The sequence below is a fragment of the Acidaminococcus sp. CAG:542 genome (assembly GCF_000437815.1).
Lineage (GTDB): Bacteria > Bacillota > Negativicutes > Acidaminococcales > Acidaminococcaceae > Acidaminococcus.
In genome coordinates this window covers 1-12,169 of the sequence record NZ_FR902002.1, presented here as the reverse complement: position 1 = coordinate 12,169, position 12,169 = coordinate 1, and the positions used below count along the sequence as shown (strand labels likewise).

Annotated in this window: 12 protein-coding genes; 2 read left to right on the top strand and 10 right to left on the bottom strand. The window is 57.1% G+C overall.

The window, feature by feature from the left end; genetic code table 11:
* Positions 1-146: 146 nt before the first annotated feature.
* From QVO43_RS00190 to rpsF, 9 genes are all read right to left on the bottom strand, one after another.
* Positions 147-1,469 carry an adenylosuccinate synthase gene (locus QVO43_RS00190; RefSeq protein ID WP_022486629.1) on the bottom strand — a complete coding sequence of 441 codons (1,323 nt, stop codon included), beginning with the start codon at positions 1,467-1,469 and terminating at the stop codon, positions 147-149.
* 20 nt (positions 1,470-1,489) lie between these two features.
* The gene (purB, locus tag QVO43_RS00185; RefSeq protein ID WP_022486628.1) at positions 1,490-2,782 is read right to left on the bottom strand and encodes an adenylosuccinate lyase; all 1,293 of its coding nucleotides are present in this window, start codon (positions 2,780-2,782) and stop codon (positions 1,490-1,492) included.
* A gap of 201 nt (positions 2,783-2,983) precedes the next feature.
* On the bottom strand, positions 2,984-4,315 hold the full coding sequence (dnaB, locus tag QVO43_RS00180; RefSeq protein WP_022486627.1) for a replicative DNA helicase: 1,332 nt from the start codon (positions 4,313-4,315) through the stop codon (positions 2,984-2,986).
* 140 nt (positions 4,316-4,455) lie between these two features.
* Positions 4,456-4,908 (bottom strand): 50S ribosomal protein L9, encoded by a 453-nt coding sequence (rplI, locus tag QVO43_RS00175; RefSeq protein WP_022486626.1) that lies wholly within the window; start codon positions 4,906-4,908, stop codon positions 4,456-4,458.
* Positions 4,868-6,916 (bottom strand): DHH family phosphoesterase, encoded by a 2,049-nt coding sequence (locus tag QVO43_RS00170; protein ID WP_022486625.1) that lies wholly within the window; start codon positions 6,914-6,916, stop codon positions 4,868-4,870. The genes rplI and QVO43_RS00170 overlap by 41 nt, the downstream gene beginning before the upstream one ends.
* 11 nt (positions 6,917-6,927) lie before the next feature.
* Entirely contained in the window at positions 6,928-7,884 is a 957-nt protein-coding gene (locus tag QVO43_RS00165; protein WP_022486624.1) for a YybS family protein, read from the bottom strand.
* Positions 7,885-8,025: 141 nt separating this feature from the next.
* A complete protein-coding gene (rpsR, locus tag QVO43_RS00160; protein WP_012937440.1) occupies positions 8,026-8,262 on the bottom strand; it encodes a 30S ribosomal protein S18 in 237 nt (78 codons plus the stop codon).
* Positions 8,263-8,283: 21 nt separating this feature from the next.
* Positions 8,284-8,727, bottom strand: coding sequence for a single-stranded DNA-binding protein (locus QVO43_RS00155; protein ID WP_022486623.1), 444 nt, complete (start codon positions 8,725-8,727; stop codon positions 8,284-8,286).
* Positions 8,728-8,740: 13 nt separating this feature from the next.
* Complete coding sequence (rpsF, locus tag QVO43_RS00150; RefSeq protein WP_012937438.1) at positions 8,741-9,025, bottom strand: 30S ribosomal protein S6; 285 nt, start codon at positions 9,023-9,025, stop codon at positions 8,741-8,743.
* Between the two features lie 168 nt (positions 9,026-9,193).
* On the opposite strand from rpsF, the gene QVO43_RS00145 reads away from it, so the two are divergent.
* Both QVO43_RS00145 and mnmA read left to right on the top strand, forming a co-directional pair.
* Positions 9,194-10,345 carry a cysteine desulfurase family protein gene (locus tag QVO43_RS00145; protein ID WP_022486622.1) on the top strand — a complete coding sequence of 384 codons (1,152 nt, stop codon included), beginning with the start codon at positions 9,194-9,196 and terminating at the stop codon, positions 10,343-10,345.
* A 15-nt stretch (positions 10,346-10,360) separates the two neighbouring features.
* A complete protein-coding gene (gene mnmA / locus QVO43_RS00140) occupies positions 10,361-11,428 on the top strand; it encodes a tRNA 2-thiouridine(34) synthase MnmA (RefSeq protein ID WP_022486621.1) in 1,068 nt (355 codons plus the stop codon).
* A gap of 150 nt (positions 11,429-11,578) precedes the next feature.
* On the opposite strand, the gene QVO43_RS10085 is transcribed toward mnmA, so the two are convergent.
* Positions 11,579-12,046, bottom strand: a complete 468-nt coding sequence (locus QVO43_RS10085; RefSeq protein ID WP_022486620.1) for a transposase — start codon at positions 12,044-12,046, stop codon at positions 11,579-11,581.
* Positions 12,047-12,169: the final 123 nt, after the last annotated feature.

Sequence of the window (12,169 nt, the reverse complement as noted above, 5' to 3'; positions counted from 1 at the left end):
TTTTCTTTCAATGTTTCAGTTGAAACATTTCGCTGCTGATCAAGTTTCAGTCTGTTGCTTTCTCTTCGAGAAAGCTTATTCAGTATAGCAAAAAGGCAGAGAAAATGCAAGCATTTTCTCTGCCTTTTTCAAATTTATTTTCCTGCTCAGAAGAATTCCTTCAGAGAGAAGGTCTGATCCCGGTTGGGGCCTACGGACACAATGCCGATTTCCACGCCCACCACTTCGCTGAGCCGGTTCAGATAGGCCTGGGCTTCCGCCGGCAGGTCGCTGTAGGACCGTACCCCGGAAATGTCCTTTTTCCAGCCTTTGAAGGTTTCGTAAACCGGTTTGGCTTTGGCCAGGATGGTCAGATCCGCCGGGATGTGCTGGATGGGTTCTCCGTCGATGGTCCAGCCGGTGCACATCTTGATTTCGTCCATGCCGTCCAGGATATCCAGCCGGGTAATGGCCAGGGCATCCATGGAGTTCAGCCNNNTAATGGCCAGGGCATCCAGGGAGTTCAGCCGGGCAGCATATTTCACCATGAAGGCATCCAGCCAGCCGCAGCGGCGGGGCCGCCCGGTGACAGTGCCGAATTCATGGCCGGTGTTCCGGAGATAGGTTCCCGGGCCGTCAGTATCGAACAGTTCGCACACAAAGGGGCCTTCCCCTACCCGGGTGGTATAGGCTTTCACCACGCCCACCACATGGTCGATGAACCGGGGCCCTACGCCGCTGCCGGTGGCTGCATTACCGGCGGTGGGGTTGGAGCTGGTCACATAGGGATAGGTGCCGTAGTCGATGTCCAGGAAGGTGGCCTGAGCCCCTTCGAACAGGACTTTCTTGTGAGCATCGAAAATGTTCCCCAGAGCTACGCTGGTATCAGTCACATGGGGCCGCAGTTCTTCCGCATAGTCCAGGTAGGCTTTCAGCATGGGTTCATAGGCCAGAGGTTCTGCCCCGTAGACTTTGGTGAACAGGGCATTCTTGGCATCCAGGTTCCGTTTCAGCTTGGCAGCCAGCACGTCTTTGTTCATCAGATCGCAGACCCGGATCCCGGTACGGGCATATTTGTCCATATAGCAGGGTCCGATGCCCCCTTTGGTGGTGCCGATCTTGGCATCCCCCAGGGCAGCTTCCTGGAGTTCGTCCTGCTTTTCATGGTACGGGAACACCACATGGGCCCGGTCGCTGATCAGCAGGTTGCTGGTATCCACGCCCTTGGCCTTCATTTCGGCGATTTCCTGGAGCACCACACGGGGGTTGATCACCACACCGTTGCCCAGGATGCAGGTTTTGTCCTTGTATAAAATCCCGCTGGGCAGCAGACGGAGCTTGTAGGAAACGTCATTGACCACCACCGTATGGCCGGCGTTGGAACCGCCGGAATAGCGGACCACCGCATCAGCCTGCTGGGCCAGGTAGTCAACAATCTTGCCTTTACCTTCGTCCCCCCACTGGGAACCGATTACAACAACAGATGACATAGAGTTCTCCTTCTTTCGGGTTACATTCCAAACCGGGCGTAGATTTCATCCACATGCTTCAGCATATGTTTCGGTTCGAAGCAGGCTTCCACTTCTTCTTTGGTCAGGTACTTGTCGATGTCCGGATCCGCTTCCACGTTGGTCTTGAAGTCGGCCCCTTCCATCCACCGGGCCATGGCGTTCCGCTGCACCCACTTGTAGGCATCTTCCCGGAGCACCCCTTTGCTTACCAGGGCGATCAGCAGGTTCTGGCTGTAGATCAGGCCGCCGGTCAGGTTCAGGTCCCGCATCATGGCTTCCGGATATACCAGCATCTTGCCCATGATGTCCTTCATTTTCCGCAGCATGTGGTCCAGCAGGATGGTGGAATCCGGCAGGATGATCCGTTCCACGGAAGAATGGGAAATATCCCGTTCATGCCACAGGGCCACGTTTTCGATGGCAGCTTCTGCATTGCCCCGGAGCACCCGGGCCAGGCCGCAGATCTTTTCACAGGTGATGGGGTTCCGTTTGTGAGGCATGGCGGAAGAGCCCTTCTGGCCGGGAGCAAAATATTCTTCCGCTTCCCGGACTTCCGTACGCTGGAGATGACGGACTTCCGTGGCCATCTTTTCCAGGGTGGCGCCGCACACGGCAATGGTGCTCAGATAGAAGGCATGGCGGTCTCTCTGGACAACCTGGTTGGCAATGGGCACAGGGGTCAGCCCCAGTTTTTCGCACACGTATTTTTCCACAAACGGGTCAATGTTGGAATAGGTCCCGATGGCACCGCTGAGTTTCCCTACGGAGATGTATTTCTTGGCCATTTCCAGCCGTTCGATGTTCCGTTCGGTTTCAGACATCCACAGCAGGAACTTCAGGCCGAAGGTCATGGGTTCCGCATGGATCCCGTGGGTACGGCCCACGCACAGGGTGTGACGGTATTTCTGAGCCTGGCTCTTGAGGATTTCATGGAGTTCCTTTTCTTCCCGGATCAGGATTTCCGCGGAATGTTTCATCATGAGCCCCATGGCCGTGTCCTTCACGTCGTTGGAGGTCAGGCCTTTATGGATATATTTGGAAGCATCGCCGACGTGTTCAGCCACAGAAGTAAGCAGAGAAATGATGTCATGGTTGGTGGTCTTTTCGATTTCATGGACCCGGTCCAGATCGAAGTCCGCCTTGGTTTGGATGTCATGGAGCGCATCATCCGGTACAATGCCCAGTTTGTTCATGGCTTCGCAGGCCGTGACTTCAACTTTGACAATGTTGCGGTCTTCGTTTTCTTCCGTCCAGATGGAACCCATTTCTTTACTGGTATAACGTGGAATCACAATACTTCCTCCTTAGGTATAACAAAAAAATGGCATAACGAGGGAACACACCGTTCCCGCTGTCTTTTTATTGTATCATTTTACCGAACGCTTCGCAACGACAAGAATTTTTTGTTTGCAATAAAAGGACCCGCTGTTCCAAGCGGGTTCTTTCCTTCGGCAATTGACAATTGACAGGCGGCTGCTGTATGGCAGCCGCATTTATTCCGGTCTCCGGCTCAGATCCTCGAACCGGGTGATATCCTTCCGGAAATACAGCGGCACCGTGCCCACCGGGCCATTCCGGTGCTTGGCCACGATCAGTTCCGCCACGTTCTTTTGTTCCGTATCCGGGTTGTAGTAATCGTCCCGGTAGATGAAGCACACAATATCCGCATCCTGTTCCAGGGCCCCGGATTCCCGCAGGTCACTGAGCATGGGCCGTTTGCTGGTCCGCTGTTCCACGCTCCGGCTCAGCTGGGACAGGGCGATCACCGGCACATTCAGCTCCCGGGCCAGCCCCTTCAGGGACCGGGAAATATCACTCATTTCCTGCTGCCGGTTGTCGCTGGCCCGTTTGGAGGACCCCTGCATCAGCTGGAGATAGTCCACGATGATCAGATCCAGGCCTTTCTCGTTCTTCCACCGCCGGGCCTTGGACCGCATTTCCAGGGCCGTCATCCCCGGCGTATCATCCAGCATGATCTTGGCGGCACTGAGCTTGTCCGCCGCGTTCACCAGGTTGGGCCATTCGCTTTCCTGGAGCTGGCCGATCCGCAGCCGGGAGGCGTCGATCCGGGCCTGGGAGCACAGCAGCCGCTGGACCAGCTGCTCCTTGCTCATTTCCAGGGAGAAGAAGGCTACGGATTTTCCCCCGTCCAGAGCCACATGTTCCGCAATGTTCAGCACCAGGGAGGATTTCCCCATGGAAGGACGGGCTGCCACGATGATCAGATCCGAAGGCTGGAGCCCGCTGGTCATTTTGTCGAAATCGGAAAACCCGGTGGGCAGGCCGGTAAAGGCATCCTTGGTGTCGTACAATTCCTCGATCCGGGCCATGGCGCTTTTCACGATGTCCTTGATCTTCACCACGCCCCCGGAATGTTTCCGGTTGGCCACCGCCAGGATCTTCTGTTCCGCCTGGTCGATGGTCTGGGCAATGTCCTGTTCTTCCTCGTAGCCGCTGGCCGCCACTTCCGTAGCCGAATTGATCAGCTGCCGGCGGAGGGATTTTTCCTCCACGATCTTGGCATGGTACACCACATTGGCCGCAGTGGGCACCGCATTGCTGAGAGCGGTGATGGCCGCCGTGCCTCCGATGGCATCCAGCTTCCCCAGCCGGCGCAGTTCTTCGGTGACCGTAACCAGGTCCACCGCCTCGTTCCGGCTGTGGAGATCCATAATGGCCGAAAAGATCACCCGGTTGTCCGGCCGGTAAAAGTCATCCTCATTGAGGATTTCCCCGGCTTTGTCGATGGCATCCCGGCTGATCAGCATGGCCCCCAGCACACTTTGTTCCGCCTCGATATTCTGGGGTGGAATACGTTCTTCCAAAGAGCAAACCTCCTTCCTGAAAAGAAACCCACCACCGTATCACAGAGGTGCCGATCCCCTTCTCAAGACAGTCATTGTCCTGTCTGTCCGCCCTTTTCAAGGGCGGGGGACCAGCCTGGGGCTGGTGGTGGGTTCCTTTTTTATTCTTCCGTTTCTACAACGACCTTGAACTTGGCGGATACATCCGGCAGCAGTTTTGCCGTTGCGGTGTATACCCCCGGGCTCTTGATGGTTTCCGGAATCTCGATCTTCCGGCGGTCCACCCCTTCCATCCCGGTCTGGGTCAGCAGGGCATCCGCCACATCCTTGGAGGCAATGGATCCGAACAGCTTCCCGTTGGCTCCCACCTTCACCTTCATGTGCAGGGTCACCTTTTCCAGCTGGGCAGCCAGGATCACCGCTTCGTCATGAGCCTGGGCAGCCCGGTGTTTGGCCACCTGCATGTCCTGTTTGGCCTGGTTCAGGTTCCGGGAGGTGGCTTCTTCCGCGATTCCCCGGGGAATCAGATAGTTCCGGCCGTAACCTTCCGCCGTTTCGATGATATCGCCTTTCTTACCCAATTTCTTGATGTCCTGCAGCAGAATTACCTTCATCTGTATCGCTCTCCTTCATTTGTTCTTTGGCCAGCTCAAGGACCTTCGGCATCAGTTCTTCCGCCGTCACGCCCTTCACCTGTACCCCGGCAACGGTCTGATGGCCGCCGCCGCCAAGTTCTTCCATCATCACCTGCACATTGACGGATCCGTCACTGCGGGCACTGATGCTGACTCCGTTTTCATTCTGGCTGAAAACCACACTGGCCCGGATGTCATCCATGGTCAGCAGTTCATCCGCCGCCTGGGCCACGATCACCGGCGTATCCTTGTCCTGACAGGAACACTGGTGCACCGCCACAGCCAGCCCGGGCAGAGGCTGTTTCATCTCGGTGATGATCCGGGCCCGGGTGAGCACCGTATGTTCATCATCCTTGAACAGCAGGGAAACCATATGGGGATCGGCTCCGTTCCGGCGCAGGAAAGCCGCTGCTTCGAAAGTCCGTTCCCCGGTCTGCACCGCAAAATTCTTGGTGTCCACCAAAATCCCTGCATACAGGGCCGTGGCTTCCACTTCAGAAAACTGCAGCTTGTTTTCAAAATACTGGAGGATCTCCGTGACCATTTCACAGGTGGAAGAGGTGGACGGTTCCATATACTGGAGCATCACATCGGTGATGGCATCCTCCGCCCGCCGGTGATGGTCGATGATGATCCGCCGGCGGATGGCCTGGAGCACCTTGGGCGCCGCGCTCAGCATGGCCCGATGGTGGTCCACCAGCACCAGGATGCTGCCGGGAGTGATCCGCTTCAATGCCTCTTCCTCGTTGACGAACAGGGACAGGTACCGGTCGCTCTGGTCCTTGGACACGGTTTCCAGCTTCTTCAGGGAAGGACCCTGGCCGCTGGTGACGATGCAGCAGCTCTTGTTCAGGGTCAGGGCCATTTTGGCCACCCCGATGGCTGCCCCCAGGGCATCGTAGTCCTCGTTGGCATGGCCCATGATGAACACCTGGTCCGCACTGACCATCAGTTCGTGGATGGCCTGGGCCACGATCCGGGCCCGGACCCGGGTGTTTTTCGCCTGGACGGAGCCCCGGGCCCCGTAGAAGCTCATATCGTCCCCCAGCTGGACCACTGCCTGGTCCCCGCCCCGGCCCAAAGCCAGGTCCAGGGCCGCCTGGGCCTTCTGGCTCAGTTCCGCCAGGTTCCGGCCGTCCGCCGCCACCCCGATACTGATGGTGGGGCTGATCCGGTTGCCGCTTTTAATCTCCCGGACCCGGTCCAGCACCTGGAACTTCTTGCTGATGGTGTCCGTCAGCCCTTTCCGGCTCATGCCCACCACAAACATGTCTTCCGTGTATTTCTGGAAGTACCCGTGGACTTCCTCCACCCAGCCCCCGATGGCCTTGGTCACGTCCACGATCAGGCTGGCCCGCTCGTTTTCGTTGAGGCCTTTCATGGCATCGTCGTAGTTGTCGAACTGGACATAGGCCACCACCGGCCGTTCTTCCTCATACCGTTTTTTCTGCCGTTCCCGGTCCGTGATATCCGTCAGGTACAGGGCCAGCCCCGTATCCTCCTCCGGATTGTCGGTGATCTGGATCCGCCGGACCAGCATCTTGTAGATCCGATCCCCGATCTTGATCTGCTTGTCCGCGTCCCGGAGCCGCAGGGTGGCAAAATTGTTGTCCGGCGGCGGCAGCACCTTTTCAAAAGGCGTGGCCAGCGGCACCTCCACCGCGATGAATTCGTTGAACAGCCGGTTCCGCCACTGGAGATGTCCTTCTTTGTCGAAAACCCCGATGCCGATGGGGATCCGCTGGGACGCATAATTGTTGGCCCGTTCAATATTCCGGACCACCGTGGTCATGGAATGGTTGAACCAGGCTTCCCGGAGCCGGTTGCTCCGGAAGGTCAGATAATAGACCAGCAGCACCGAAATGAACCCGATGGCCGTACAGATGGCCAGGTTCACCGCAATCCCGTAGATCACCAGGACGGACCCCAGCAGGGCCACCCCGATGCGCACGGACTGCCACAGGTTCCGGCGTGATTTCTCCTCCATACTATCCCCCTCTATTCAGGCTTTTTGGCCCCTGGCTTCCGGATCTTCCGGAGATCGAAGACCATTTCATAGGCCCCCAGCACCACCACCAGCTGGGAGGCGATGGGCAGGGTGAAGGTCAGCAGCAGACTCAGCGGCAGCAGGATCCGGGGATAATGGCGGTATTCCACATACCAGCGGATCAGGCTCAGCCCCTGGACCAGGAGCAGCATGTTCATCATCATATACAGGGTGTACCCGCCCCGGTACACCAGGGAATCCTGATAGTTCTGGCCGAAGAAGATCAGCATCATCCCGATGCCATAGGGCAGGAGCAGCCATTTGGGCAGCTTCCACAGGGAAAAAGGCGGAAACCAGGGGTAGTAATCCCCCATCCGTCCCAGGATCTTCCGGGCCGCCCAGTAGTTGGCAATGGCGGTAATGGGCGCGCTGAGCAGCACCCCGGCCGGCAGGATCAGTTCGAACATCTTTTTCAGCTGGGCCAGCTGGGTGTCCGTGAGCCCGTTCATCCCCAGGGTCTGGAAAATCTCGCTGCTCATGTTCACCGATTCGTCAATGGACTGGAAGAACACTTCGATTACATTCACATGCATGAAGAAATAGGCTGCCAGGGCACTGAGCACCGTGGAAAGGAGGGCCCCCAGGCTCCCCATGAGCAGGGTCTGGGTGGGAGTCATCTGTTTTTCCATGGCATAACCCATGAACAGGCCGATGAGCCCCAAAATCAGGCACTGGGTCAGAGCCTGGAGGGGGGACAGCAGCACCGCCACCACGCACCCGGTGACCAGCAGGCACAGAATGCTCCATTTCAGCCCGTTCCGCCGGCCGCAAAGGATGATGGGCAGAGGCCACAGGATGCTCACAATGATGTCCAGCACCGGGATGTAGTTCCCCACCAGGGTAAAAAGCACGGCCACCGCCGCCAAAATGCCGGATTCCACCAGCGAAGAAGTTTTATGGTAATGCAAAGCGATATTCCTCCATGATGATAGTTTCCTTCGGCCATTGACCATTGGCCATTGACAACCAAGAGAGCGTTTCCCTACTATTCTACAATATTTGACAAAAAAAAGACAGACCCCCGAAAGGGTCTGTCTCTGTCATCCAGCTTATTCAGCCGTAAACGGCAGCAGTGCAACGTTTCTGGCACGTTTGATGGCAATGGTCAGCTGACGCTGATGTTTTGCACAGGTGCCGGAAATCCGGCGAGGCAGGATCTTGCCCCGTTCGGTGATGAACTTCCGCAGCTTGGCTGCATCTTTATAATCGATTTCCTGGACTTTGTCGACGCAGAAGGAGCAAACTTTTCTTCTGGGTCTCCGGTTACCTCTTTCACGCTTCATCATAGCTATTCTCTATCCTCCCTTTTAAAATGGGATCTCTTCGTCAAAACCTACTTCAGAGCCAAAGCCACCCATGGGACCGGCGGAGCCGCCCTGAGAGGACTGATTCTGGGATGGAGGATTCTGCTGGCCTGCGGCAGGACTGCCGGAGCCTTTCCGTTCGATGAATTCCACACGGTCCGCAATGACTTCCGTCATGTAATGCTTGTTCCCGTCTTTTCCATCGTAGCTGCGGATCTGCAGACGCCCTTCCACCAGAGCTCTCTGACCCTTGGTCAAACTGTTCCCACATAATTCAGCGGTTTTATTCCACGTTACAATGTTGATAAAATCCGCTTCCCGCTGGCCGTTCTTCGAAGCGAAGGGACGGTCAACTGCCAGAGTAAAGGTGCAGACCGTTTTTTCCGTAGGTGTAACCCGGACTTCCGGATCCCGTACGAGACGGCCCAACAAGATAATGCGATTCATACACCCAGCCTCCTTATTCGCCTTTGCGAATGATCATGTGACGCAGGATATCGTCGGTAATCTTCATCACACGGTCCAGTTCCTTTACGGCTGCAGGTTCAGCGGCAAACGTGGTCAGAACATACAGACCATCATTGAAGTCCTGAATAGCATATGCCAAACGTTTTTTGCCCCACTTATCGGTTTTTTCGATCGTAGCGCCGTTAGCCACCAGCAGGTCATCGAACTTCTTTACAACAGCGTTGAAAGCGTCCTCTTCTACCGGTTTAACGATGTACATGACTTCGTAGTTATTCACGAAATCACCTCCTCCTTTGGATTTGCTCCTCTACCATGAGGGCAGAAGAAGTATATATAATATATACAGCCTTAAAAGTATAGCATGGGAAGAGAATAAATGCAAGAAGGAAAAGGAATCTTTTCTGTAGTATAATAATATGATATTAATTTACAAAGGAGCACCACCATGTTCGTCTATGCCGACAACGCAGCCACCACCCGGGTCCTGCCCAAGGTCCTGGAGGCCATGCTGCCTTATTTTACAGAACAGTACGGCAACCCCTCCAGCACCTATCCCCTGGGGCAGGAAGCCTCCCGGGCCCTGATCGGCTCCCGGGAAACCATCGCCCGGCTGCTGGGCTGCCGGCCCCGGGAAATCACCTTCACCTCCGGGGGCAGCGAAAGCGACAACCAGGCCCTTCGGACCGCCGCTGCCTGGGGAAAGAAGCACGGCCGCACCCATCTTATCGCCAGTGCCATTGAGCACCACGCCATCCTCCACACCCTGGAGGCCCTCCAGAAGGAAGGCTTTGCCGTGACCCTGCTGCCGGTGAACCAGGAAGGCCAGGTGGAACCGGACACCCTGGCCCGGGCCCTGACCCCGGAAACCGCCCTGGTATCCGTGATGACCGCCAACAACGAAACCGGCGCCCTCCAGCCCATCAGGGAGCTGGCCGCCCTGGCCCATGAACAGGGAGCCCTGTTCCACACCGACGGGGTCCAGGCCCTGGGCCATGTGCCGGTTACCCTGGAAGCCGGGAACATCGACTTCCTGTCCGGTTCCGCCCATAAATTCTATGGACCCAAAGGAGTTGGTTTCCTTTTTACCAAGCAAGGCATCGAATTGGAAAACCTGATTTTCGGAGGAGAACAGGAACGGGGGAAGCGAGCCGGCACGGAAAACGTCTCCGGCATCGTGGGCATGGCCGCCGCCCTGGAAGAAGCGGTGAATAATCTGGATGCCAACGCCCGGAAGATGGCAGAAGCCCGGGACGCCCTGGAAGCAAAGCTCCTGGCCCTGGGCGGCACCCGGGTCCACAGCGGCCAGGTGCCCCGGCTCCCCGGCCACCTGAACATGGCCTTTGACGGAGTCCCCGCAGAAGCCCTGCTTCCGGTGCTGGGCATGGCAGGCATCTGCGTTTCCGCCGGGTCCGCCTGTGCCTCCGGTTCTCCGGAACCCAGCCATGTGCTCCTGGCCCTGGGCTGCACTCCGGAAGAAGCCAGATCTTCCCTCCGGTTCTCTCTGGGGGATGACATTACCCGGGAACAGGTGGACTATACGGCCCAAACCCTTATCCGGGAAGTCCAGCGGCTCCGGCGGCTGGAACACCGGCTGTAACAGAAAGGATGCATCATGAAAGCACTGATCGCCATGAGCGGCGGAGTGGACAGCTCCGTAGCCGCCAAACTCATGCAGGATGCAGGGTATGACTGCATCGGCTGCACCATGAAACTGTACAACAACCCGGACGCCGGCTGCAGTTCCAAAACCTGCTGCAGCCTCAGCGACGTGGAAGACGCCCGGAGCGTGGCCGCCCGGCTCCATATGCCCTATTACGTGTTCAACTACACGGAAGAATTCAAAAAAGACGTAATGGAAAAATTCGCCCGGAGCTATACCCTGGGCCACACCCCCAACCCCTGCATCGACTGCAACCGGTTCCTGAAGTTCGGCGCCCTGTACCAGCGGGCCCTGGAACTGGGCTGCGACTGTGTGGTCACCGGCCATTACGCCCGGATCCGGAAGACCCCGGAAGGGAAGTACCAGCTGCTCCGGGCCACGGACCCGGCCAAGGACCAGAGCTATGTGCTCTACAGCCTGACCCAGGACCAGCTGGCCCACACCCGGTTCCCCCTGGGGGGATACCACAAGACCCATACCCGGGAAATCGCCGCGGAAAACGGGTTCATCAATTCCCAGAAGCCGGACAGCCAGGACATCTGTTTCGTGCCCAACGGCCAGTACACCGATGCGGTCCAGCGGATCCTGGACTACAAGCCCCAGCCCGGTCCCTTTCTGGATCTGGAAGGCAACGTGATCGGCCAGCACAAAGGGATCATCTATTACACCCTGGGCCAGCACAAGAAGCTGGGGCTGAACCAGCCCGATTATCCTCTCTATGTAGTGAAGATCGACCCGGCAAAGAACGCCGTGATCGTGGGCCCCAGTGAAGCCCTGTTCAGCCGGGAAGCAAAGGTCCGGGACGCCAACTGGATCAGCGGAGAAGTGCCGGAAGGCCCCGTCCGGTGCCAGGTGAAAGTCCGGTACCGCCAGGAAGCCCAGCCCGCCACCGTAACCCCCACCGGCAAGGATACTTTCACCGTCCGATTCGACGAACCCCAAAGAGCCATCACCCCCGGCCAGGCCGCCGTATTGTACGACGGAGAAGTGGTCCTGGGGGGAGGGACTATAGTGGAATGAAGAAAGAAAAAACCAGGTCCCGGCCGGGGCCTGGTTTTTTGAGGAAGATATGCCCGACCGGAGGCCGGGAAGGGTTCCCCTGCGGGGAACCCCTACGCCGTAGGGGCGCGCCACAGGCACGCCCGTCCCGGCCTCCCGGAGGGCTCATTTTCATTCCCCAAAATACCGGTCCAACTCCCATTTCCTTGGGTTGTTCTCTATATATTCCATGATCCGGACCCCATCCCCCGGCGTCCTTACCAAATGGTCGTAATATCCACGCTGCCAAATTTTACGCCCGCACACCCGGGTTGTACAACCTTTGAACTGGTTGATGAATCCGGCCAGGGAAATGGTTGCCCTATCCTGATTTCGGAATACCAATAAATGGATATGGTTGGGCATCACCACCCATTGCAGGATCTCCATCCCCGGATACCGGTTGGCAAACCAATCCAGATGAGCCGCCACCTGATTCCCAATTTCCGTAGGATGCAGAACTCCCTGTTCAATACATCCAAATAGAGGTTCCCTGTCCAGGGTGCACACCGTAAGGAAAGTCAGCCCGGACAGTTGGTAAACCACAGGAGAAAGCCGGATGTTTTTTCGGCTGGGATGAAGGGTGTGAGTGAATGACATAAATGGCCTCCTTCTTTTGCAAACATATGTTTATATTATGATTTTATATATTATAACATGACAGAATATTTTTGCAAGTTTGCTGGTTTGACCCGACCGGAGGCCGGGAAGGGTTCCCCTGCG

Excerpts from the sequence above, each read along its gene's own strand:
- rplI (WP_022486626.1), bottom strand. The coding sequence starts at position 4,908 with ATGAAGGTAATTCTGCTGCAGGACATCAAGAAATTGGGTAAGAAAGGC.
- QVO43_RS00170 (WP_022486625.1), bottom strand. The coding sequence starts at position 6,916 with ATGGAGGAGAAATCACGCCGGAACCTGTGGCAGTCCGTGCGCATCGGG.
- rpsR (WP_012937440.1), bottom strand. The coding sequence starts at position 8,262 with ATGATGAAGCGTGAAAGAGGTAACCGGAGACCCAGAAGAAAAGTTTGC.
- QVO43_RS00155 (WP_022486623.1), bottom strand. The coding sequence starts at position 8,727 with ATGAATCGCATTATCTTGTTGGGCCGTCTCGTACGGGATCCGGAAGTC.
- QVO43_RS00145 (WP_022486622.1), top strand. The coding sequence starts at position 9,194 with ATGTTCGTCTATGCCGACAACGCAGCCACCACCCGGGTCCTGCCCAAG.
- mnmA (WP_022486621.1), top strand. The coding sequence starts at position 10,361 with ATGAAAGCACTGATCGCCATGAGCGGCGGAGTGGACAGCTCCGTAGCC.
- QVO43_RS10085 (WP_022486620.1), bottom strand. The coding sequence starts at position 12,046 with ATGTCATTCACTCACACCCTTCATCCCAGCCGAAAAAACATCCGGCTT.